The 23,542-nt window shown below is 70.8% G+C and carries 18 protein-coding genes and 1 pseudogene; 8 read left to right on the forward strand and 11 right to left on the reverse strand.

Translation table 11 applies throughout. The features are described from left to right. Positions 1-356: 356 nt before the first annotated feature. Genes tkt through pgl form a run of 5 tightly spaced genes read left to right on the forward strand, consistent with a single transcriptional unit; the run spans position 357 to position 7,037 of the window. On the forward strand, positions 357-2,444 hold the full coding sequence (gene tkt / locus QF034_RS09370) for a transketolase (RefSeq protein ID WP_307174493.1): 2,088 nt from the start codon (positions 357-359) through the stop codon (positions 2,442-2,444). A 34-nt stretch (positions 2,445-2,478) separates the two neighbouring features. Then, positions 2,479-3,597 carry a transaldolase gene (gene tal, locus QF034_RS09375; RefSeq protein ID WP_307174494.1) on the forward strand — a complete coding sequence of 373 codons (1,119 nt, stop codon included), beginning with the start codon at positions 2,479-2,481 and terminating at the stop codon, positions 3,595-3,597. Positions 3,598-3,601: 4 nt separating this feature from the next. Continuing rightward, positions 3,602-5,125, forward strand: a complete 1,524-nt coding sequence (gene zwf, locus QF034_RS09380; RefSeq protein WP_307174495.1) for a glucose-6-phosphate dehydrogenase — start codon at positions 3,602-3,604, stop codon at positions 5,123-5,125. Then, positions 5,122-6,255, forward strand: a complete 1,134-nt coding sequence (gene opcA, locus QF034_RS09385; RefSeq protein WP_307174496.1) for a glucose-6-phosphate dehydrogenase assembly protein OpcA — start codon at positions 5,122-5,124, stop codon at positions 6,253-6,255. The genes zwf and opcA overlap by 4 nt, the downstream gene beginning before the upstream one ends. Next, positions 6,252-7,037: a 6-phosphogluconolactonase gene (pgl, locus tag QF034_RS09390; RefSeq protein ID WP_307174497.1), complete on the forward strand. Its 786-nt coding sequence runs from the start codon at positions 6,252-6,254 to the stop codon at positions 7,035-7,037. Before opcA ends, pgl begins: the two co-directional genes overlap by 4 nt. Positions 7,038-7,186: 149 nt before the next feature. On the opposite strand, the gene QF034_RS09395 is transcribed toward pgl, so the two are convergent. The 5 genes from QF034_RS09395 to QF034_RS09415 form a co-directional block, all read right to left on the reverse strand. Then, positions 7,187-8,026, reverse strand: a complete 840-nt coding sequence (locus QF034_RS09395; protein WP_307174498.1) for a carbohydrate ABC transporter permease — start codon at positions 8,024-8,026, stop codon at positions 7,187-7,189. Beyond that, on the reverse strand, positions 8,023-9,384 hold the full coding sequence (locus QF034_RS09400) for a carbohydrate ABC transporter permease (protein ID WP_307174499.1): 1,362 nt from the start codon (positions 9,382-9,384) through the stop codon (positions 8,023-8,025). Before QF034_RS09400 ends, QF034_RS09395 begins: the two co-directional genes overlap by 4 nt. A 6-nt stretch (positions 9,385-9,390) precedes the next feature. Next, positions 9,391-10,716 carry an ABC transporter substrate-binding protein gene (locus QF034_RS09405; RefSeq protein ID WP_307174500.1) on the reverse strand — a complete coding sequence of 442 codons (1,326 nt, stop codon included), beginning with the start codon at positions 10,714-10,716 and terminating at the stop codon, positions 9,391-9,393. 50 nt (positions 10,717-10,766) lie between these two features. Then, positions 10,767-12,425, reverse strand: coding sequence for a glycoside hydrolase family 13 protein (locus QF034_RS09410; RefSeq protein WP_307174501.1), 1,659 nt, complete (start codon positions 12,423-12,425; stop codon positions 10,767-10,769). A 140-nt stretch (positions 12,426-12,565) separates the two neighbouring features. Further along, positions 12,566-13,837: an ABC transporter substrate-binding protein gene (locus tag QF034_RS09415; RefSeq protein WP_307174502.1), complete on the reverse strand. Its 1,272-nt coding sequence runs from the start codon at positions 13,835-13,837 to the stop codon at positions 12,566-12,568. A gap of 121 nt (positions 13,838-13,958) precedes the next feature. On the opposite strand from QF034_RS09415, the gene QF034_RS09420 reads away from it, so the two are divergent. From QF034_RS09420 to QF034_RS09430, 3 genes are all read left to right on the forward strand, one after another. Continuing rightward, positions 13,959-14,474: a PadR family transcriptional regulator gene (locus QF034_RS09420; protein ID WP_086561728.1), complete on the forward strand. Its 516-nt coding sequence runs from the start codon at positions 13,959-13,961 to the stop codon at positions 14,472-14,474. Next, the gene (locus QF034_RS09425; protein WP_107400482.1) at positions 14,471-15,226 is read left to right on the forward strand and encodes an ABC transporter ATP-binding protein; all 756 of its coding nucleotides are present in this window, start codon (positions 14,471-14,473) and stop codon (positions 15,224-15,226) included. Before QF034_RS09420 ends, QF034_RS09425 begins: the two co-directional genes overlap by 4 nt. A gap of 70 nt (positions 15,227-15,296) precedes the next feature. Further along, a complete protein-coding gene (locus tag QF034_RS09430) occupies positions 15,297-17,705 on the forward strand; it encodes an ABC transporter permease (RefSeq protein WP_307174503.1) in 2,409 nt (802 codons plus the stop codon). Positions 17,706-17,724: 19 nt separating this feature from the next. On the opposite strand, the gene QF034_RS09435 is transcribed toward QF034_RS09430, so the two are convergent. The 6 genes and pseudogenes from QF034_RS09435 to tpiA all read right to left on the reverse strand — a co-directional run bounded on the left by QF034_RS09435 (position 17,725) and on the right by tpiA (position 23,535). After that, the gene (locus QF034_RS09435) at positions 17,725-18,639 is read right to left on the reverse strand and encodes a hypothetical protein (protein ID WP_307174504.1); all 915 of its coding nucleotides are present in this window, start codon (positions 18,637-18,639) and stop codon (positions 17,725-17,727) included. Between the two features lie 118 nt (positions 18,640-18,757). Further along, positions 18,758-20,413, reverse strand: coding sequence for a glucose-6-phosphate isomerase (pgi, locus tag QF034_RS09440; RefSeq protein ID WP_307174505.1), 1,656 nt, complete (start codon positions 20,411-20,413; stop codon positions 18,758-18,760). Between the two features lie 70 nt (positions 20,414-20,483). Further along, complete coding sequence (locus QF034_RS09445) at positions 20,484-21,752, reverse strand: MFS transporter (RefSeq protein ID WP_307174506.1); 1,269 nt, start codon at positions 21,750-21,752, stop codon at positions 20,484-20,486. Positions 21,753-21,887: 135 nt separating this feature from the next. After that, on the reverse strand, positions 21,888-22,223 hold the full coding sequence (locus tag QF034_RS09450) for an RNA polymerase-binding protein RbpA (RefSeq protein ID WP_003957010.1): 336 nt from the start codon (positions 22,221-22,223) through the stop codon (positions 21,888-21,890). A gap of 223 nt (positions 22,224-22,446) precedes the next feature. After that, positions 22,447-22,684, reverse strand: a pseudogene (gene secG / locus QF034_RS09455) (preprotein translocase subunit SecG). Between the two features lie 95 nt (positions 22,685-22,779). Then, the gene (tpiA, locus tag QF034_RS09460; RefSeq protein ID WP_307179842.1) at positions 22,780-23,535 is read right to left on the reverse strand and encodes a triose-phosphate isomerase; all 756 of its coding nucleotides are present in this window, start codon (positions 23,533-23,535) and stop codon (positions 22,780-22,782) included. Between the last annotated feature and the right edge of the window lie 7 nt (positions 23,536-23,542).

A 23,542-nucleotide genomic window follows, 5' to 3' on the forward strand; every position in this document is an offset into this window, starting at 1 on the left:
CACGCACACCCCTACAGAGACATCCCAGCAAGCCTCACCCGTGTGAAGTCCCGGTAAAGGCTCGCGCGTACCACGCCACTTTAGACGTTGCCCAGAGTCGGACATTCGCGGGGGTCGGGTCGTGTTGGTGAGCGGCTACCGAAGGGCGCGCGGAAGCTCGATTGAGCACCCGGATGAGCGGGTCCGTATTCACCTGTCGAAGGGGATACGGCCCAGTCAGGAGGCGGATCCAAACGTGTCCCGGCACTCTGGAGTGACTCGAAAGAACGCACGTCCCACGGGGGTAGGCTCGGCTGCGGCCGGTGGACGCCCCGATACACCGGCATCCGACATGTGGAGAGGAGCCCTGACCCAGGGTGAGCACCAAGCCGACCACCACAGACCTCGAGTGGACCGAGTTGGACCAGCGGGCCGTCGACACCGCGCGTGTCCTGGCCGCCGATGCCGTACAGAAGGTCGGTAACGGCCATCCGGGTACGGCGATGAGCCTGGCGCCTGCCGCCTACACCCTCTTCCAGAAGGTGATGCGGCACGACCCGGCGGACGCCGACTGGGTCGGGCGGGACCGCTTCGTGCTGTCCGCCGGCCACTCGTCCCTGACCCTCTACACCCAGCTGTACCTGGCCGGCTTCGGCCTGGAGCTGGACGATCTGAAGTCCTTCCGCACCTGGGGTTCGAAGACCCCGGGCCACCCCGAGTACGGGCACACCACCGGTGTGGAGACGACGACCGGCCCGCTCGGGCAGGGTGTCGCCAACGCGGTGGGCATGGCGATGGCCGCCCGCTACGAGCGGGGCCTGTTCGACCCGGAGGCCCCCGAGGGCGAGTCCCCCTTCGACCACTTCGTCTACTGCATCGCCGGTGACGGCTGCCTCCAGGAGGGCATCTCCGCCGAGGCCTCGTCGCTCGCGGGCCACCAGAAGCTGGGCAACCTGATCCTGCTGTGGGACGACAACCACATCTCGATCGAGGGCGACACCGAGACGGCCGTCTCCGAGGACACGGCCAAGCGCTACGAGGCCTACGGCTGGCACGTGCAGCGGGTGGAGCCGCAGGAGAACGGCGACCTGGACCCGGCCGCGATCTACGAGGCGATCCAGCAGGCCAAGGCCGTCACGGACAAGCCGTCGTTCATCGCGATGCGCTCGATCATCGCCTGGCCGGCCCCGAACGCGCAGAACACCGAGGCCGCGCACGGCTCGGCGCTGGGCGAGGACGAGGTCGCCGCGACCAAGCGGGTGCTGGGCTTCGACCCGGAGCAGAGCTTCGAGGTCGCCGACGAGGTCATCACGCACACCCGCAAGGCGCTGGAGCGGGGCCAGGCGGCCCGTGCGGTGTGGGAGAAGGCGTACCAGCAGTGGCGGGACAACAACCCCGAGCGCGCCGCCGAGTACGACCGGATCGCGGGGGGTGAGCTGCCCACCGGCTGGGAGGAGAAGATCCCGGTCTTCGAGGTCGGCAAGGGCGTGGCCACGCGTGCCGCCTCCGGCAAGGTCCTCCAGGCGCTCGGCGCGGTGATCCCGGAGCTGTGGGGCGGCTCCGCCGACCTGGCCGGCTCCAACAACACCACGATCGACAAGACCAGCTCCTTCCTCCCGGCGGACAACCCGCTGCCGGAGGCGGACCCGTACGGCCGCACGATCCACTTCGGTATCCGCGAGCACGCGATGGCCGCCGAGATGAACGGCATCGCGCTGCACGGCAACACCCGGATCTACGGCGGCACGTTCCTGGTCTTCTCCGACTACATGCGCAACGCGGTGCGGCTGTCGGCGCTGATGCACCTGCCCGTGACGTACGTGTGGACGCACGACTCCATCGGCCTGGGCGAGGACGGCCCGACGCACCAGCCGGTCGAGCACCTGGCGTCGCTGCGGGCGATCCCGGGCCTGAACATCGTGCGGCCGGCCGACGCCAACGAGACGGCCACCGCCTGGCGCGAGATCCTCCGGCGCTGGACGAAGGAGTTCGGCAAGGGCCAGCCGCACGGTCTGGCGCTGACCCGTCAGGGCGTGCCGACGTACGAGCCCAACGACGATGCCGCCAAGGGCGGTTACGTCCTGTTCGAGGCCGACGGCGGCGAGCCCGAGGTCATCCTCATCGCCACCGGCTCGGAGGTGCACGTCGCCGTCGAGGCGCGCGAGCAGCTCCAGGGCGCCGGCGTGCCCACGCGTGTGGTGTCCATGCCGTCGGTGGAGTGGTTCGAGCAGCAGGACCAGGGGTACCGGGACAGCGTCCTGCCGCCGTCCGTCCGGGCCCGTGTCGCGGTGGAGGCCGGTATCGGTCTCACCTGGCACAAGTACGTGGGCGACGCCGGCCGCATCGTTTCCCTGGAGCACTTCGGTGCTTCGGCCGACGGCAAGGTCCTCTTCCGCGAGTTCGGCTTCACTCCCGAGAACGTGGCCGCCGCCGCGCGGGAATCGATCGCCGCAGCTCAGCGCTGACGCTTACATACGACACGTAGGAGATGGAATTTCCATGACAGACGCACTCAAGCGCCTCTCCGAGGAAGGCGTGGCGATCTGGCTGGACGACCTGTCGCGCAAGCGGATCACGTCCGGCAACCTCGCCGAGCTGATCGACCAGCAGCACGTCGTGGGCGTCACCACCAACCCGTCGATCTTCCAGAAGGCGATCTCGCAGGGCGACGGCTACGACACGCAGCTGACCGATCTCGCCGCCCGCAAGGTCACCGTCGAAGAGGCCATCCGCATGATCACGACGGCGGACGTCCGCGACGCCGCCGACATCCTGCGCCCGGTGTACGACGCCACCGGTGGCCAGGACGGCCGGGTCTCGATCGAGGTCGACCCGCGCCTGGCGCACAACACGCGGGCGACGGTCGCCGAGGCCAAGCAGCTCGCCTGGCTGGTGGACCGGCCCAACACGCTCATCAAGATCCCGGCCACCGAGGCGGGCATCCCGGCCATCGCCGAAACCATCGGCCTGGGCATCAGCGTCAACGTCACGCTGATCTTCTCGCTGGAGCGCTACCGCCTGGTCATGGACGCGTTCCTGACCGGCCTGGAGAAGGCCAAGGAGCGCGGCCTGGACCTGTCGCAGATCCACTCCGTGGCGTCGTTCTTCGTCTCCCGCGTGGACACCGAGATCGACAAGCGGATCGACGCGCTGGGCACCGACGAGGCCAAGGCGGCGCGCGGCAAGGCCGGCGTCGCGAACGCCCGTCTGGCCTACCAGGCGTACGAGGAGGTCTTCTCCTCGGACCGCTGGAACGCGCTGGAGAAGGCGGGCGCCAACAAGCAGCGTCCGCTGTGGGCGTCCACCGGTGTCAAGGACAAGGCGTACAAGCCCACCCTGTACGTCGACGAGCTGGTGGCTCCGAACACGGTGAACACCATGCCGGAGGCGACCCTGTTCGCCACGGAGGAGCAGGGCGAGATCCGCGGCAACGCCATCGCCGGCACGTACGAGCAGGCCCGCGCCGACCTCGACGCGGTCGAGAAGCTCGGGATCAAGTACGACGACGTGGTCCAGCTGCTGGAGGAGGAGGGCGTCGAGAAGTTCGAGGCGTCCTGGACCGACCTGCTGAAGTCGACCGAGGCCGAGCTTCAGCGCCTCGCCCCCTCGGAGGGCTGAACAGGTGTCGAGCAGCAACCCGCTGCGTGACCCCGCGGACCGACGGCTCCCGCGTATCGCGGGGCCGTCGGGCCTGGTCATCTTCGGCGTCACGGGCGACCTGTCCCGCAAGAAGCTCATGCCCGCCGTGTACGACCTCGCCAACCGGGGTCTGCTGCCGCCGGGCTTCTCGCTCGTGGGCTTCGCCCGCCGCGAGTGGGCGCACGAGGACTTCGCCCAGGAGGTCCACGACGCGGTCAAGGAGCACGCCCGCACGCCCTTCCGCGAAGAGGTCTGGCAGCAGCTCATCCAGGGCATGCGCTTCGTGCAGGGCACGTTCGACGACGACGACGCGTTCGAGCGGCTGCGCTCCACGATCGAGGAGCTGGACAAGGCACAGGGCACGGGCGGCAACTTCGCCTTCTACCTGTCCGTGCCGCCGAAGTCCTTCCCGGTGGTCATCCAGCAGCTGAAGAAGCACGGGCTGGCCGACCAGAAGGGCGGCTCCTGGCGGCGCGCGGTCATCGAGAAGCCCTTCGGGCACGACCTGAAGTCGGCCGAGGAGCTCAACAAGGTCGTCCACGAGGTCTTCGCCCCGGACCAGGTCTTCCGCATCGACCACTATCTGGGCAAGGAGACCGTCCAGAACATCCTGGCGCTGCGCTTCGCCAACACGATGTTCGAGCCGATCTGGAACCGGTCCCTCGTGGACCACGTGCAGATCACCATGGCCGAGGACATCGGCATCGGCGGCCGGGCCGGGTACTACGACGGCATCGGCGCCGCCCGTGACGTCATCCAGAACCACCTGCTCCAGCTCCTGGCGCTCACCGCCATGGAGGAGCCGGCCTCCTTCGACGCGGACGCGCTGGCCGCCGAGAAGACCAAGGTGCTCGGGGCGGTGAAGCTGCCCAAGGACATCGGCCGGGACACCGTGCGCGCCCAGTACGCCGCCGGATGGCAGGGCGGCACGAAGGTGCGCGGCTATCTGGAGGAGGACGGCATCAACGCCTCCTCGAAGACCGACACCTACGCCGCGATCAAGCTGGAGATCGACAACCGCCGCTGGGCGGGCGTCCCCTTCTACCTGCGCACCGGCAAGCGGCTGGGCCGCCGCGTCACGGAGATCGCGGTCGTCTTCCAGCGGGCCCCGCACTCCCCCTTCGACACGACGGCCACCGAGGAGCTGGGCTCCAACGCGATCGTCATCCGCGTCCAGCCCGACGAGGGCGTCACGGTCCGCTTCGGCTCGAAGGTCCCCGGCACGTCGATGGAGATCCGGGACGTGTCGATGGACTTCGCCTACGGCGAGTCCTTCACGGAGTCCAGCCCGGAGGCGTACGAGCGTCTCATCCTGGACGTCCTCCTCGGAGACTCGAACCTCTTCCCGCGTACCGAGGAGGTCGAGCTGTCCTGGAAGATCCTCGACCCGATCGAGGAGTACTGGGACAACAACGGCAAGCCCGCCCAGTACCCGGCCGGTACCTGGGGGCCCGTCGAGGCGGACGAAATGCTCGAGCGACACGGACGGAGCTGGCGCCGGCCATGAAGATAGACCTCACGGACACCACGGCCAGCAAGATCAACAAGGCGCTGGTGCAGGGCCGCCGGGCGATCGGCACCCCGGCGGTCGGGATGGTGCTCACGCTGGTCATCGTGACCGACGAGGAGAACGCCTACGACGCGCTGAAGGCCGCGAGCGACGCCTCGCACGAGCACCCCTCGCGCACGCTCGTGGTCATCAAGCGCGTCTCCCGCTCGCCCCGCGACCGTACGCAGTCCCGCCTGGACGCGGAGGTCCGGGTCGGCGCCGACGCCGGCACCGGCGAGACCGTCGTGCTCCGGCTGTACGGCGAGGTCGCCGACCACGCCCAGTCGGTGGTGCTGCCGCTGCTGCTGCCGGACGCACCGGTGGTGGTGTGGTGGCCGGTGAACGCGCCGCTCGACCCGGCGAAGGACCCCCTGGGTGCCCTCGCCCAGCGCCGCGTCACCGACACGTACGCCTCCGAGCAGCCGGTGCGGGACCTGGCCACCCGGTCCGGGACCTACACCCCCGGCGACACGGACCTGTCCTGGACCCGCATCACGCCCTGGCGTTCCATGCTGGCGGCGGCCCTCGACCAGGTCACCTGCGAGGTCAGGGCCGTCGAGGTGGAGGGCGAGGAGTTCAACCCGAGCTGTGAGCTGCTGGCGATGTGGCTCGCGGACCGGCTGGACGTCCCCGTCAAGCGTTCGCTGTCCGGGGGCCCCGGTCTGACGGCGGTCCGCATGGACACGGACTGCGGCCCCATCGTGCTGGACCGGGCGGACGGCTCCCTGGCGACGCTCTCCATCGAGGGCCAGCCGGCCCGTGGTGTGGCGCTCAAGCGCCGGGACACGGCCGAGCTGATCGCCGAGGAGCTGCGGCGGCTCGACCCGGACGACACGTACGCGTCGGCGCTGCGGTACGGGGTGGACCGGCTGAAGTCCCCCAAAGGAGCACAGGCAGAGCCGGGAGATCAGGGAGATCAGGGAGAGCCCAAAAGTGACGGGCGAGCACGACTCGCCCTCCCCGCTCCCCGTGAAACGGCTGCGAAAGCACCCGCTTCGCAAGCGACGGCGGAGGCACCGGTGAAGCAGGAACCGGTGAAGCGGGAACCGCCCCAGCTGGAACCGGTACGGAAGGCGACGACGAAGTGAGCACGGCACCGCAGCTGGTCGTCCACCGCGACAAGGAACTGATGGCGCAGGCCGCGGCGGCCCGGCTGATCACCAGGATCGTGGACGCGCAGGCCTCCCGGGGCTCGGCGTCCGTGGTCCTGACGGGCGGCCGCAACGGCAACGGCCTGCTGGCCGCCCTCGCCGCGGCGCCCGCCCGGGACGCCGTCGACTGGAGCCGGCTCGACCTCTGGTGGGGCGACGAGCGGTTCCTGCCCGAGGGCGACCCGGAGCGCAATGTCACGCAGGCGCGTCAGGCGCTGCTCGACTCGGTGCCGCTCGACCCGAAGCGGGTGCACGCGATGCCCGCGTCGGACGGCCCCTACGGCGACGACGTGGACGCGGCGGCAGCCGCGTACGCGGAGGAACTGGCGCGGGCGGCGGGCCCGGAGAACCACGGGCCCGTCCCCACGTTCGACGTGCTGATGCTGGGCGTCGGCCCGGACACGCACGTGGCGTCGCTGTTCCCGGAGCTGCCTGCGGTGCGGGAAGTCGACCGTACGGTCGTCGGTGTCCACGGCGCGCCGAAGCCGCCGCCGACGCGGGTGACGCTGACGTTGCCGGCGATTCGTGCGGCGCGGGAGGTGTGGCTCCTGGCCGCGGGCGAGGACAAGGCCCAGGCCGCGGCGATCGCGTTGTCGGGCGCGGGCGAGATCCAGGCACCTGCGGCGGGGGCGTACGGCCGCAGCAGGACGCTGTGGCTGCTGGACGCTGCCGCGGCGTCGGAGCTGCCCCGTTCCCTGTACCCGCCGGCTTCGGCTTAGGCTCAAGCCTTCACCCACCCATCACCCGAAGCAGTCAGCCAGGAAGCTGGACTCGCGAGTTGCCCCTTTCAAGGGCAGTTTCGGGTGGTGGGTGGGCAAAGGCGGGGGTCCAGGGGGCGGAGCCCCCTGGTATCGCGAACAGGCAGCGGCTACTTGACCGACCCAGCCATCACGCCCTGCACAAAGTGCCTCTGGAACGCGAAGAACACGACGACAGGGACGACCAGGGACACGAACGCCCCGGGCGCCAGGACATCGATGTTGCTGCCGAACTGCCGTATCTGCGACTGGAGTTCCACCGTCAACGGCTGCGAGGAACTGTCCGCGAACAGCAGCGCCACCAGCATGTCGTTCCACACCCACAGGAACTGGAAGATGGCCAGGGAGGCGATCGCCGGCCGCCCCACGGGCAGCACGAGCCGCGTGAAGATACGCCATTCACTGCCGCCGTCCATCCGAGCCGCCTCCAGCATCTCCTTCGGCATCTCGGCGAAGTAGTTCCGCAGCAGGAACACGGCGAACGGCAGGCCGTAGGCCACGTGGAAGAGGACGACCCCGGGGATCGTGCCGAACAGGCCCAGCTGACCGAAGAGTTTGGCGACCGGCAGCAGCCCGATCTGCACGGGCACCACCAGCAGCGCGACCACGACCAGGAAGACCGCCTCCCGCCCGGGGAAGTCCAGCCACGCGAAGGCGTATCCCGCGAGCGCCGCGATCACCACGACCAGCACCGTCGTCGGCACCGATATCAGCACCGTGTTCCAGAACGCCTGCGTGATGCCCGAGTTCTGCAACAGCGAGGAGTAGTTGTCGAAGGACAGCTGCCCGGGGCTGGAGAACACCGTCCACCAGCCGCCCTTCGCCGTGTCCTCGGCGGACCGCAGCGAGGACAGGAACAGCCCGGCCAGCGGCGTCATCCACACCAGACCGATCAACACGAGGAAGGCCTGGACGACTCCGTTGCCCAACCCGCGCCGCACCGCGTTCATCGCTGACTCCTTCGGAAACGACGGACGTTGAACACCATGGCCGGAACCACCAGCAGCAGGAGCAGCACTCCGAGCGCGCTGCCGAGCCCCTGGTTGTTGCCGCCGCCGAACGACACCAGCCACATCTGCGTCGCAAGCACGGTCGCGTCCTCCTGCACCGGCCCGGGCGCGATGATGTAGACGAGGTCGAAGACCTTCATCACGTTGATGACCAGGGTGACGAAGACGACCGTGAGGACCGGGGCCAGCAGCGGGACCGTGATCCGCCGGAAGATCTGCCACTCGTTCGCGCCGTCGATCCGCGCCGCCTCCAGCGCGTCCCGCGGCAGCGTGGACAGGCCGGCCCCGATCAGCACCATGGCGAAGCCGGTCCAGATCCACAGGTAGGCCCCGATGATCGCCGGTGTGACGAGCGCCGGTCCGAGCCAGGAGACGCCCTCGTAGGGCGGGGCGAAGTTGGACGCCGGCAGTTTCACCTCGTAGGAGCCCGGTGCGAGGCCCTCGAAGCGGAAGGAGCCGTCGGAGGCGGTGGTCGCCGTGGCGGCCGTCTTACCGTCGCGTACCGCCTCGACCTTCATCTGCGGCAGTCCGCTCTCCCGCCGGTCGACCTTGCCCTGTTCCCCTCCCCCGCCGGGCGTGAAGTCCAGGTAGACCACGCCGCGCAGTTCGTCGGGGCCGGCCTTCTTCCCCGCCGCCGTGTACGCGGGTTCGGTCCCGCCGGGCAGGTCGTCGGGCAGCACCCCGACCAGGCCCAGCGTCACCGCGTCGCCCGGGGACACGCTCGTACGCGTGCGGTACGAACCGTCCTTGTCCTTCGTCAGGCCCTGCCCGTCACGCGCCCGGGCCGTCGGGTACGAGGACTCGGCCTTGAAGGCGTCGTGGACGGAGACGACCGCGGCGTTCAGGACACCCTTGTCGGGGTCCTCGTCGTAGGCGAGCCGGAAGATGATGCCGGCGGCGAGGAAGGAGACCGCCATCGGCATGAAGAGGAGCAGCTTGAAGGCGGTGGCCCAGCGGACCTTCTCCACCAGCACGGCCAGGATCAGCCCGAGGCCGGTCAGCAGGGCCGGGGCCACGACGACCCAGATGGCCGTGTTGCGGACGGCCGTGAGGGTCGCCGGGTCGCGGAACATCTCGGTGTAGTTGTCGCCGCCGACGAAGGTCGTCCCGGAGGCGTCGAAGAAACTGCGGCCGACGCTGAACAGCACGGGGTAGACGACGAGCGCGCCGAGCAGCAGCAGGGCGGGCAGCACGAACAGCAGGGCGACGATCTTCCCGCGGCGGCGCAGACGCCGGGTGCGGTCCGCGACCGTGACGGGCGGCGGGGGGTTCGTCTCTTTCACGAGGGTCGCTGTCATGGCGGATCAGTCCTGGTACGCCTTGGCCGCCGCGGCCTCCAGCTTCGCCGCGGTGCCCTTCGGGTCGGACGGGTCGCGCAGGAAGTCCTGGAGCAGCTTCCACTCGCCGGTGCCCTTGGTGCCGCCGAAGGCCGCCGGGGCCTGGTCGGACATGTCGAAGCGGACCGTATCCCCGGCCTGGACGAGGGACTTGGCGGTGGCGCGGGTGACGTCGTCGCCGTAGGAGGCGAGGTCGAGCTTCTTGTTCGGGGAGAGGAAGCCGCCCGCCTCCGCCCACACGGCCGAGGCCTCGGGGGTCGCCAGGAACTCCAGGAGGGCCTGGGCGGCCTTCTGGTTCTTGCCGTCCTTGAGGACGACGGCCGCGTCACCGCCGCTGACGACCGGTGCCTCGCCGCCGGCGACCGCCGGGAACGGGAAGAAGTTCGCGTCCTCGCCGACCTTCTTGCCGAACTGGTCCTTGGCGACGCCGGCGACGAAGTCGCCCTCGTAGACCATGCCGGCCTCGGGCTTCGGGCCGAACACCTTCTCCACCGAGCCGGGGAAGTCGGTGTTCAGGGCGCCCTTCTGGCCGCCGGCGATGAGCTGCTTGTCCTTGAAGAGCTTGCCGAGGGTGGTGAGGGCGTCGACGACCGACGCGTCGGTCCACTTCAGCTTGTGCGCGGCGAGGGCGTCGTACTTCTCGGGTCCGGCCTGGGAGAGGTAGACGTTCTCGAACCAGTCGGTGAGGGTCCAGCCGTCCTGCCCGGCGACGGAGAACGCGGCGAGTCCGGAGTCGGACACGGTCTGCCCGGCCTTCAGCATCTCGTCGTAGCTCTTCGGCGGCTTCACACCGGCCTGGGTGAGGGCGTCGGGGCTGTACCAGACGGTCGACTTGTGCGCGGCCTTGAAGTACAGGCCGTAGAGGGTGCCGTCGACGCTGCCGTACTTCTTCCACACGGGGGCGTAGCCGGCGTCCACGGACTGCTCGGTCTTCTTGGACAGCGGCTTGAGCCAGCCCTTCTGGGCGAACTGCTTGAGCACGCCGACCTGGGGGACCATCACGACGTCGGGGGCGTTGCCGCCCTCGATCTTGCTGCCGACGACGGTGGAGACGTTGTCGCCGGTGGAGACGAACTGCGTCTTGGCGCCGGTCTTCTCGGTGAAGGCGTCCAGCACCTTCTGGAAGTTCTTCTGCTCGGTGCCGGACCAGACACCGGCCACAGTGATCGTCTGGCCGCTGAGCGCCTTGTCGCCGCCGCCGGCCGAGACGGGGCCGCCGCCGCAGGCGGTCGCGCCGAGCGCCAGGGCGAGAGCGGTGCAGCTGGTGAGCAGGGTGGTGCGTCGTCGCATCATCGTTGATGTCCCTTCGGGGAATTGACTTGCGGGGTTGACTCGCGGGGTGTTCAGGAACGGATCCACCAGGCGGCCGTCGACCCGGAGAGCACTCCGGGCGGGCAGGGGCCGCTGGCGAGCAGCGGGGCGCCGGGGACCGGCGCGGGTGTGGGGGCGGTGCCGAAGTTGACGGCGCACACCAGGTCGTCGCCGCGGGCGAAGGCCAGCACCCCGGGCGGGGCGTCCAGCCAGCGCAGCGTGCCCTCGCCCAACTGCGGCAGGGCTGCGCGCAGTTGGAGGCCGTCGCGGTACAGGTGCCAGAAGGAGCGGGTGTCGGCGAGGGCCCGGTCGGTGGCGTACTCGGCGAAGTACTCCGGCTGCGGCAGCCACGGCTTGGCGCTCTCCTCGCCGGAGGTGAAGCCGAACGGCGAGGCCTGCCCCGACCAGGGCAGCGGCACCCGGCAGCCGTCGCGGATGCGGGCCCGGCTGCCGGTGCGGCGGAAGATCGGGTCGGTCAGCACGTCGTCGGGCAGGTCCACGACCTCGGGCAGGCCGAGCTCCTCGCCCTGGTAGATGTACGCGGCGCCGGGCAGGGCCAGCATCAGCAGGGCGGCGGCCCGGGCACGGGCGGCACCGAGGCCGCTGCCCTCGGTGGCGGGTTCGCCGTAGCGGGTGACGGTGCGGACCTGATCGTGGTTGTTGAGGACCCAGGTGACGGTCGAGCCGGTGCCGGCGATGTCCTGCATGGCCTCGGAGATGACCTTCTGGAAGGCGTCCGGGTCCCAGGGGGCGCTGAGCAGGTCGAAGAAGAAGGCCTGGTGGAGTTCGTCGGGGCGGACGTACTGGGCGTGCTCGCGGGCGGTCGGGACGGAGACCTCGCCGACGAGGAGGCGTTCGCAGCCGTCGCGCTCGGTGTACTCCTCGCATATGGAGCGCCAGCGGCGCCACACGTCGTGCACCTCGGGCTGGTTCCAGGCGAGCGGATTGACGGAGTCGCGGGTGCGGGCGTCGGCCTCCGGGTCGTCCGAGTCGGGCAGCTCCGGGTGCTTGTAGAGCCCGGCGGCGACGTCGATGCGGAAGCCGTCGATGCCCCGGTCCAGCCAGAAGCGGAGGATCCGGTCGAACTCGGCGGCGATCTCGGGGTTGCGCCAGTTCCAGTCGGGCTGCTCGGGCGCGAACATGTGCAGGTACCACTGGCCGGGCCGCCCGTCCGGCTCGGTCACGCGGCTCCAGGCGGGGCCGCCGAACATGGAGTGCCAGTTGTTGGGCGGCTCGGAGCCGTCCGGGCCTCGGCCGTCGGCGAAGTGGAAGCGGGCGCGGGCCGGGCTGCCGGGCGGGGCCGCGAGCGCTTCGCGGAACCAGGGGTGCTCGCTGGAGCAGTGGTTCGGGACGATGTCGAGCAGCACCTTGATGCCGAGCCGCCGCGCGGCCCCGACCAGCAGGTCGAACTCGTCGAGGTCGCCGAAGAGCGGGTCGACGTCGCAGTAGTCGGCCACGTCGTAGCCGTGGTCGTGCTGCGGCGAGGGATAGAAGGGGCTCAGCCAGATCCCGTCCACGCCGAGCTTCTTCAGGTAGGGCAGTCCGGCCCGGACGCCGGCGAGGTCGCCGACGCCGTCGCCGGTGCTGTCCAGGAAGCTGCGGACGTACACCTGATAGATCACTGCGTCACGCCACCAGTGGTGCCTGTTCAACCCATCGACCTGTCTCTGAGGAGGGCAGCGGTTATGCATGCATGTTAAGTAGGCGTGTCGAGAGGGTGTCAATGAAAAGACAGAAGCTACCGAGGAGTTGAGGTGGTAGAATTCGCCATCTATCGGACATATCTCAGCCAGATGAGACGTCCGCGTTACCTAACAAGTAACTAGGGGCCCTAGCGGCGCGAGATGGCGGCGAGTTCGCGGGCCAGCCGGCGCACCGCCGCCGCGGGCGTCTCGTTCCCGGCCATCGCGTCGTGCACGACCGCCTGCACGACCAGGCTGACCTGGTCGTAGCGCGGGCTCTTGGGGCGCGGCGCGGCCGTGCGCACGCTCTCGCGCAGGGTCGGCAGATACGGGAACCTGCGGATGAGCGCGGGGTCCTCGTAGAGATCGGCCCGGACGGGCGGCAGCGCGCCGCGCGTGAGGACCTGGCGCTGAACGCGCTCGCTGGTGAGGTAGGCGATCAGGCGGGCGGCCGAGTCGGGGTGCCGCGCGTGCGTGCTGACGGCCAGGTTGGAGCCGCCGAGGACACTCGTGCCCGGCCCGTCCGGCCCGGGCAGGGGTACGGCGCCGACCTTCCCGGCGACCTCGGAGCCCGGGGCGGAGGCGCCGACGTAGGCGTAGGGCCAGTTCCGCAGGAAGAGCAGCCGGCCGTCCTGGAAGGCCTGCTTGGACTCCTCCTCCTTGTAGGTCAGCGCCTCCTTCGGGATCCAGCCCTCGCGCACCCCGCGTGCCAGGAAGCCGATGCCCTCACGGGCCGCCGCCGAGTCGACGGTGACGCGCTCGCCCTCGTCGCCGAGGATCGAGCCGCCCGCCGAGTAGACGGCCTCGGCCGCGTTGACGGTGAGGCCCTCGTACGGCAGGAACTGCCCGGCGTAGCCGTCGAGGCCGTACTTCGGGGCGATGGTCTTCGCGTACCGCTCCAGCTCCGCCCAGGTGCGCGGCGGCTGGACGCCCTCCTTGGCGAGGACGTCCTTGCGGTAGAGGAGGAGGCCGGCGTTGGTGACGTACGGGACGGCGTAGAGCTGTCCGTCGTAGGTCGCCGTGTCCACGACCGGCGGGAGGAAGGTCCGCAGCGGGAAACGGTCGCGGGGCAGCGGCCGGATCCAGCCCGCGGCGGCGAACTCCGAGGTCCAGTTGACGTCGATGTTGAGCACGTCGAACCGGCTGCGGTCGCCGTCGCGCAGGTCGGTGGTCATCTGGGCCTGGGTCTCGTCGGCGGAGTCCGGCAGCTCGACGAGGGTCACTTTTTCGCCGGGGTGGGTGCGGTTCCAGCCCTCCAGCAGGGGACCGAGGTAGCCGGTAAGGTCTCCGGCGGTGGCGAGGGTGAGCGGTCCGCGGCCGCCGTCGGCAGGCTCGCCCGCCTGAGCTCCGGCGGCGACGTAACCGGTCAGGACCACGACGAGAACGAGAAGGCCCCTACCCGCGGCATGGATCCACCGCATAGGTTCCTCCCTGTACACCGGCGACGGGCACCTTCGCCCGGAACAGAGGCCATGTATACCTGTTAGGTATGGGCGATACTAGGGCCTGGAGCACATTGGACCGGACAGGAGGACTGCACGCGTGCGCCTGCCCCTCCTGGCACTCCTCGCCCGCGGACCCGCCCACGGCTACGAGCTCAAGCAGGACCTTGAGCAACTGCTGGGCTCCGCGTACCCTCAGCCGAATGTCGGCCAGATCTATGTGACCCTCGGCCGCCTCGAGAAGTCGGGACTGATCGAGGGCGAGGACGTGGCGCAGTCCAGCCGGCCCAACAAAAAGGTCTACCACCTCACCGACGCCGGGCGGGAGGCGCTGCGCGCCTGGTTCGAGGAGCCCGAGGACGAGCCGCGGGTGCGGGACGAGTTCTTCATGAAGCTGGCGCTCGCTCCGCAGAGCGGGCTCGCCGACCAGATCTCCCTGATCAACCAGCAGCGGCGCCAGTACCTGAACACGATGCGGCAGCTGTCGAAGCTGGCCGCCGCCGAAGACCGTGACAACCGCATCGCCCACCTGCTGATCGAGGGCGCGATGCTGCACCTGCAAGCCGACCTCGACTGGCTGGAACGGTGCCAGGAAGAGCTGGAGGAGCTGGAGTGAGCGACGACCGTCCCGCTCCTGTGCTGCGCGCCGAGGGCCTGGTGAAGACGCATCACGGCGAGGGCGCGCCCGCCCATGCCGTGCGCGGGGTCGACCTGTGCGTACGGCCCGGCGAGTTCGTGGCGATCACCGGTCCGTCCGGGGCCGGCAAGTCGACGCTGCTGCATCTGCTCGGCGGCCTGCAGCGGCCGGACGCGGGCCGTATCTGGCTCGACGGCGAGTCCACCGACACCTACAGCGAGGCACGCTGGGCGGTGGAGCGTCGGAAGCGGATCGGGATCGTCTTCCAGTTCTTCAACCTGGTGTCCAACCTGTCCGTCGCCGACAACGTGGAGCTGCCCGCCCTGCTCGCCGGGACCTCGCCGAAGCGGGCGCGGGCCGAGCGGGAACAGTTGCTGGCCGAGCTGGGCCTGACGGGCAAGGAGCGCAGCATGCCGGGCGAGCTGTCCGGCGGTGAGCAGCAGCGCGTCGCCCTGGCCCGGGCCCTGGTCAACCATCCCCCGCTGCTGCTGGCCGACGAACCCGCGGGCAGCCTCGACAGCAAGGGCACCCGCGAGGTCATGCGGCTGCTGTCCCGCTTCCACCAGCGCGGGCAGACGATCCTGCTGGTCACCCATGACGCGCGGCTGGCGAGCGCCGCGGACCGGGTGATCAGCTTCTTCGACGGCCGGATCGCCGACGACGCGGAACTCGACGGCGGCACTCCGCCCCGCCGGTCCGGCATCTCCGGTGTGCTGGAACTCAGGGACTGACATGCGGGTGAGGGACTGACATGCGGGTGTACGACGGCTGCCCGGTGTCCGGGCCGAGAGGCTGAGGCCTGTGCGAGCCACCCTGCGCTGGGCGCACTCCGATCTGCGCACGCACCGCGGCGAGGCGCTGTTCCTCGTCCTCGCCACCGCTGGCATCGTCGCCTCCCTGCTGCTGGCCACGGCCCTGTTCGGGTACGCCACCAATCCCTGGCAGCGCGTGTTCACACAGTCGCACGGCGCGCATGTGTGGCTGCACACCGACACCGCGGCCGACACCGGGAAGCTGGCCGAGCTGGAGGGCGTCGACTCCGTCGCCGGCCCGTACCCCACGGCCGCCACCACCGTCGCCTCGCGCGGCAGCCGCGCCGCCGTCGAGCTGCGCGGCACTCCGGAACGCCCGTCCGTCGGCCGCCCGCCGGTCGTCTCCGGCCACTGGCTGGACCCCGCGACCCCGAACGGTGTCGTCCTGGAGAGCCGCCTCGCCCGCGCGCTGCTGGCCGAGCCCGGCGACATCCTCACGGTGCCCGGCACGGCCCGCGAACTGACCGTCGTGGGCCTCGCCGACAGCGCCGAGCCGCGCTACCGGCCCGGTGAGCAGCCGGGCCTGGTGTGGGCACTGCCGTCGGCCGTGCCGGACCCCGGCGGCCAGGTGATCGGACTGCGGCTGACGGACCCCGGCGACACGTCCTACGTCGTCCAGCGTGCCGTGACCGTACTGGGCGCCGGGGCGATCGGGGAGGTGTCCACCTGGCAGCAGGCCCGGGCTGAGGCCCAGGGCGACAACCGGCTCCTCGGCCAGGTGCTGGGCCTGTTCGGGCTGGGCGCGCTGATCGCCGCCGGGCTCGCCGTGCACGGCGCGATCGGCACCCGTATCCGTGGCCACCTGCGGGACCTCTCCGTCCTCAAGGCCATCGGCTTCACCCCCGGCCAGGTGGTCCGGATCTACCTGCTCCAGCACCTCGCCTACGCGCTGCTGGGCGCGGTGGCCGCCGCCGCGCTGGCCGAGGCCCTGGGCAGCCGGATCCCGGGGCGGCTCGGGGACGCGGTCGGCGTGTGGCAGGGGCTGCCCGGCCACACCGTGGCGCTGTTCGTCATACCGGTGGGCGCGGTGCTGTTCATCGGCGCGACCACCGGCCTGGCCGCCTGGCGGGCGGGCCGCGTCCCGCCGGTACCGGTCCAGCAACCGACGGCGGCACTCGGCAGCCGACTGCCCGGGCCGGGCCCGAGCCGGGCCTTCGGCCCGGGCCCCGCGGCGGCTCCGCCCGGCGGGCGGCCGATCGGCGGGCTGCGTCGGGGCCTCGGGCTGCGCCCCGCGGCTCCCCGGAGCGGGCAGCTCTCCGACCTGGCGCGTCGCGCCCTCGGGGCGCGGGTTCCGCCCGCGTTGGTGCTGGGCTGGCACAAGGCGTTCACCCGCCGCCCCCGGTCCCTCGCCACCGTCGCCCGCCTCACCCTGCCGCTGCTGCTGATCGTCGTGGCGATGAGCGCGTGGACCACCATCGAGCGCTTCCACAGCACGCCCGAGCAGATCGGCCTGCCGACCGCCCTCAGCGTCCGCGCCGACGCCGGTCTGGACGAGCGGCAGACCCGTGCCCTCCTGGAACGCGACCCGGAGGTGGCCGCCGCCTACCCCGGCGTCGAGACGGCCGCCCTGGTCCCGGGCCAGACGGCGACCATCGCCCTGCGCGGCCTCGGCACCGGCCAGGACCCCTACCCGTACACCCTCGCCGAGGGCCGCCCCGCCCGCGGCGCCGACGAGGCAGTGGCCGGGCAGGGCCTGCTCGACCTGCTGGACGTGCGCGTCGGCGACTGGGTGCGGATGACCGTCGGCGACCAGCCGCAGATCCTGCACATCGTGGGCCGCAGCATCGAGCCGGAGAACGCCGGCCGGGTCATCTCCACGTCCCTCGACACCCTCCGCGCGAACGACCCCGGGCTCCGCCCGACCCTCTACGAGCTGCGCCTGGACCCCGGTGCCGACCCGCGGGAGGTCGCCGACCGGCTGGCCACGGCCGGGCGCGGACACCTGGACGTGCACACCGTGACCAACCCCGCCGACGGACTCTCCCCGCTGCGCGCCGTCGTCGCCGGGCTGATCGCCGTCCTCGCCCTCATCGGACTGATCGAGCTGCTGACCGCGATCGGCGGCACGGTCCGCGAGAGCGAACGGGACCTGCTCGCGCTGAAGGCCATCGGCCTGTCCCCCCGGCAGATCACGGGCATCACGGTCACGGCCACCGGCTGTACGGCACTGGCGGCCGTGCTCGCCGCCACCGCCCTGGGCCTGCCGCTCGCCCACTGGCTGATCGACGCCCAGGGCCGGTCGAGCGGCATCGGCGCCGGGATCGCCCGGGGCCCGTCCGCCCCGCTGGTGCTGCTGCTCGGTGCGGCGGCGGTGCTCTGCGCGGCCGCGCTGGCCGCCGTGCCCGCGGCCCGCGCGGCCCGCCGCCGACTGGCGGACACGCTGAGCGCGGTCGCCTGACGTCCCGGCGGCTCCCGGGTCAGCCCCCGTAGGGGTACTGCGGGTTGTACGGCGGCTGCGGGTGCGCGGCGTACGGGTGCTGCCCGCCCGGCGCGTAGGGATGCCCGTACGGGTTCCCCTGCGGCGGCAGGTACGGCGATCCCGCCGGAGGCATCCCCGGCGGCATCGGCGGCACCGGCCCAGGCGCCGGTGCCAGAGTCGCCGGATGGGCCTTCAGCCTGATCCCGTACCGCCGCTTGAGCCGCCCCATCTCCAGCAGCGCGATGGCGGTGACCGTCACGGGAGCGCCCAGGATGAAGACGATGCCCAGGGTGAGGCTCAGTCCGTGCAGATCACCGGTGACGAGATCCGGGACGGCCACCAGCCAGCTGGTCACCATGGCGAGCAGCGGCGGCAGGCAGCGGTGCGTGGCGGCCGTGCCGAAGAAGTTGCCGGAGACCCGCACCGCCCCGTAGGCCGTGAAGATGAGCATCCACATCATCGTCAGGCCGACCCCGATGATCACGACGGGGTTCGCCGAGCCGTTCACCGTCCGCACCAGCAACAGCAGGGCGGCCACGCACCCGACGAACAGCAGGAGCAGCAGAAGGGAGTTGAGCAGCGGCACCCGCAGCTGCCGCACCGTGCCCCCGCGCCGCCAGACCCAGAGCATCGCCCCGACCGTCAGCGGCGTGAGGAAGAGCAGGACGACGGAGGCCGTCATCGCGTTCTCCAGCAGCTCCGTGAAGTCGAAGCCGCCCTCGATGAAGGTGTAGACCCCGAGGGACGCGACCGCCCCGGCGATGACCCGGAATTTCTTCAGCCGCTCCACGGACGGATCGAGCGGCTGCGGTATCCACGCGGGGTGGAACACCGCCTGGGCCACGTCCTGGGGCTTCAGGACGGACCGGACCGTCAGCCTGCCGCCTGTCCAACTGCCGCGTGTGCGTGCCATTTCGCGCTCCCCCGAGCACTCGCCATGATGATCGTGCGGGAGTCTACGGGAAGCGGAGGGGGCGCCGCCGGGCGGTGGGCGGACAGCGCGCTGCCGTCCGCCTCCCGCCCGGTGCTCGTCACTGCCGGCCGCGCAGCTCCCGGTACGTGCCGACCAGGGCCTTGGTGGACGCGTCCAGGCCCTCGACCTCGGCGCCCTCGGTCAGCGCGGGCTCGACGCGCTTGGCGAGGATCTTGCCCAGCTCCACGCCCCACTGGTCGAAGGAGTCGATGTTCCACACCGCGCCCTGCACGAACACCTTGTGCTCGTAGAGGGCGACCAACTGGCCGAGGACGGACGGCGTCAGCTCGGGCGCCAGGATGGTGGTCGTCGGGTGGTTGCCCTTGAACGTCTTGTGCGGCACCAGCTCCTCGGGCACCCCCTCGGCCCGCACCTCCTCCGGGGTCTTGCCGAAGGCGAGCGCCTGCGTCTGCGCGAAGAAGTTGGCCATCAGCAGGTCGTGCTGCGCCTTGAGCCGGTCGCCCAGCTCGCCGACCGGTCGCGCGAAGCCGATGAAGTCAGCCGGGATCAGCTTCGTGCCCTGATGGATGAGCTGGTAGTAGGCGTGCTGCCCGTTGGTGCCCGGCGTACCCCACACGACCGGCCCGGTCTGCCACTCCACCTCACGCCCGTCCCGGCCGACGTACTTGCCGTTGGACTCCATGTCGAGTTGCTGGAGGTAGGCGGTGAACTTGGACAGGTAGTGGCTGTAGGGCAGCACCGCGTGCGACTGGGCGTCGTGGAAGTTGCCGTACCAGATGCCCAGCAGGCCCAGCAGGAGCGGCACGTTGGACTCGGCGGGCGCCGTCCGGAAGTGCTCGTCGACGATCCGGAAGCCGTCGAGCATCTCCCGGAAGTTGTCCGGACCGATGGCGATCATCAGGGCCAGGCCGATCGCCGAGTCGTACGAGTAGCGGCCGCCGACCCAGTCCCAGAACTCGAACATGTTGGCCGTGTCGATGCCGAACTCGGCGACCTTCTCGGCGTTCGTCGACAGGGCGACGAAGTGCTTGGCGACGGCGGCCTCTCCCCCACCGAGCGCGTCCAGCAGCCAGCCGCGCGCGGACGTGGCGTTGGTGACCGTCTCGATGGTGGTGAAGGTCTTGGAGGCGATGACGAACAGCGTCTCCGCCGGGTCCAGGTCGCGGATGGCCTCGTGCAGGTCGGCGCCGTCCACGTTCGACACGAAACGCACGGTCAGCGAGCGGTCCGTGAAGGCACGCAGCACCTCGTACGCCATCGCGGGGCCCAGGTCGGAGCCGCCGATGCCGACGTTGACGACGTTGCGGATCCGCTTGCCGGTGTGCCCCGTCCACTCCCCGGAGCGCACCCGGTTCGCGAAGTCGGCCATCTTGTCGAGCACGGCGTGCACACCCGGGACGACGTTCTCGCCGTCGACCTCGATCACCGCGTCACGCGGGGCGCGCAGCGCGGTGTGCAGCACGGCCCGGTTCTCCGTGGTGTTGATCTTCTCGCCGCGGAACATGGCGTCCCGCAACCCGAACACGTCGGTGGCGGCGGCCAGTTCGCGCAGCAGCCGCAGGGTGTCGTCGGTGACGAGGTGCTTGGAGTAGTCGACGTACAGGTCGCCGACCCGGAGGGTGTACGCGGTGCCGCGGCCGGAGTCGGCGGCGAACAGCTCGCGCAGCTGGACATCGCCCAGCTCCTCGCGGTGCTTGGCCAGTGCCGTCCACTCGGACGTCTGGTTGAGCCTGGTACGGCCGTCTGCGTTCATCTCGGGCTTCAGCCTTCTTTCCTGTCCTGCCTGCGTACCTTGCCCCGCTGCCGGTCCCCAACTTAATTGATCAGCGCGTGACATCGGATGTCGTGGCGCCGTCGTCCGGCCCGACAACAACTACGTTCGCCTTGAGCGCGGGTATCAGTGCGAGGACGGACAGGACGAAGAAGGCGGCCGTGAGCAGGGGCGGGGTGTTCGGCCCCCAGGCGGTGGCGACGGCCCCGCCCAGCAGGGCGCCGAGGGGCACACCGGCGAAGGCCAGGGTCCGGAAGGCCGAGCTGACCCGGCCCAGGAGCCGGGCGGGGCTGCGCTCCTGCATCAGTGTCGTCGTGTTGACGTTCCACACCATGCCCATGAGCCCGAAGACGGCCAGCGCGCCCACCAGCACGGTCAGGCTGCGCACGGTGCCCATGACGACGAGGGCGGCGGTCTGCACCGAGCCGGCGAGCAGCACGGACCGCAGCCGGCCGAGCCGCGCGACCAGCCGGCTGTTCACCACTCCCCCGGCCAGGCTGCCCAGTGTGAAGGCCGCGCCCGCCGCCGCGTATCCCGCGGGGCCCGCGTCGAGCCAGTCGGTGACGAGGACGACCAGCATGGCGAGCTGGGTGCCCATGCCGATGTTGCACAGGGCGGTCGCGGCGCACAGGCTACGCAGGGCGCGGTCGCGCCACAGGGTGCGCAGTCCCTCCGCGATCTCGCGGCGCAGGGTGCTCCCCGACGGTCGCGGCGTGCGGTCGGACTCGGCGGCCGGCAGCGAGGCCACCAGGGCGGCGGCCACCAGGAAGGTCACGGCGTCGGCCGCGAAGGGCACGGCGGCCCCGGCGGCCAGCAGCAGCGGCACGACGGGCCCGCCCAGCAGGCCGCCCGCGATGCGCTGGCCGGTCAGCAGCCGGGCGTTGGCGCTGCCGAGGGCGTCCCGGTCGACCAGGGCGGGCAGCAGGGCCGTGGCGGCGTTGTCGAAGAGGGTCTGGAACGTGGTCAGGGCGAAGGCCAGCACGATGAGCAGGCCGATCGAGGCGTGACCGAGAGCGACGGCCACCGCGAAGGCGGCCACCAGCAGCCCCCGTAAGACATCCACCCTCCACATGGCGCGCCGCTGGTCCACCCGGTCGGCGACGGCCCCGCCGAGCAGGCCGAAGACGATCCAGGGCAGATAGCCGCAGGCCGTGACGGAGGCGATGAGCAGCGGCTCGTCGGTCAGCGTGACGGCGAGCAGGGGCAGCGCGGCCGTACGCAGCGCGTCACCGAAACTGGACAGCACGGCGGCGCTCCACAGCCGTCCGAAGCCGCCGCGCCACGCGGGCACGCGCACGCATTCCACCTCGACCGTCGCCACTGTTCCCCCCTCACGGTTCGCCCGATGCACAAACCGTAGAGGGCACCACTGACAATCGGTCCGCGAGCGGCCGTCCGTCGGTTGCGGAAAGCAGCTCCGGCCGGGCACCTGCTGGTGCCCGGCCGGTCTCAACTCCTAGATTTCGCCCCGCAGTTTGGCGAGCGCCTCGGCGAGGATCGCCTCGCCGTCCGCGTCGCTGCGGCGCTCGCGCACGTACGCCAGGTGCGTCTTGTAGGGCTCGGTGCGCGGCGGGTCCGGCGGGTTGTCCCGGTCCTGGCCGGCCGGAAAGCCGCAGCGGGGACAGTCCCAGGTATCGGGCACCTGCGCGTCGCTGGCGAAGCTCGGCTGGGTCTCGTGTCCGTTGGAGCACCAGAAGGAGATGCGCAGCCGCGGCGCGGACTCGCCGCGCTCGGCCTCGCCCATCGGCCCCGCCCCGACCCGGCTTCCCCGGATCGCGTTGCCACTTGCCACGGTCGTAACTCCCTGCGTGATGGTGCCGCGAAGCGAGTCGGCGTTCCGCTTCGCTGCGAGCGCCTCAGTCTACGTAAGGCCCAACGCGCGTCCAGTGATTGGAGTTACAACCCTCACACCTAGACGCAAGCCCCATGATAGGCCGCGCTGTGCCGCGCGTACCGAACATGGGGCGTTACGTACGTATTGCCTGCGTACGCAGTGTGTGCGGGATGCGGGCCGGTCAGTTCTTCACCTTCATCAGGATGCCGAGCACGATAATGCACGCGAACCAGAGCAGACCGACCACGACGGTGATCCGGTCGAGGTTGCGTTCGGCGACCGAGGAGCCGCCGACGGAGGACTGCATCGCCGCCACCGAACATGTCGGAGAGACCGCCGCCCTTGCCCTTGTGCATCAGCACCAGCAGCATCATCAGCAGGCTGAAGACGATCAGGGCGATCGAGAACCCCAAAACCACGGCTGGACCAACTTCCTCGGATTCGGATGGACGACGCGGGGCCCAGCACAGTGCTGGACCCCGCAAGGGTACGACGGATCGCGTCTACCGCATACTCACTGGTCGCGGAAGCGCACGATCTTGACGAACTCGTCGGCGTCCAGCGAGGCACCGCCGACCAGGGCGCCGTCGATGTCGGCCTGGGCCATGATCTCGGCGACGTTGCCCGACTTGACGGAGCCGCCGTACTGGATGCGGACCTTGTCGGCCAGCTCCTGCGAGTACAGCTCGGCGATCTTGCCGCGGATCGCCGCGCAGACCTCCTGGGCGTCCTCGGCGCCGCAGACCTTGCCGGTGCCGATGGCCCAGACGGGCTCATAGGCGATCACGATGGTCTCGGCCTGCTCGGCGGGGAGGTCCTTCAGACCGCCCTCGACCTGGGCGAGGGTGTGGGCGACGTGGTTGCCCGCCTCGCGGACCTCCAGCTCCTCACCGACGCACAGGATGGGGGTCAGGCCGTGCTTGTAGGCGGCCTTGACCTTGGCGTTCACCAGCTCGTCGGTCTCGTTGTGGTACTGGCGCCGCTCGGAGTGGCCGATCGCCACGTACGTGCACTTCAGCTTGGCCAGCATCGAGCCCGAGATCTCGCCGGTGTAGGCGCCGGAGTCGTGCGCCGACAGATCCTGCGCACCGTACTTGATCTTGAGCTTGTCGCCGTCGACCAGGGTCTGTACGGAGCGCAGGTCGGTGAAGGGCGGCAGGACGGCGACCTCGACGGCCTCGTAGTCCTTGTCAGCCAGGGCGAAGGCGAGCTTCTGGACGTGGGCGATGGCCTCGAGGTGGTTGAGGTTCATCTTCCAGTTGCCCGCCATCAGCGGC

The sequence above is a fragment of the Streptomyces africanus genome, from assembly GCF_030816955.1.
GTDB classification, from domain to species: Bacteria; Actinomycetota; Actinomycetes; order Streptomycetales; family Streptomycetaceae; genus Streptomyces; species Streptomyces africanus.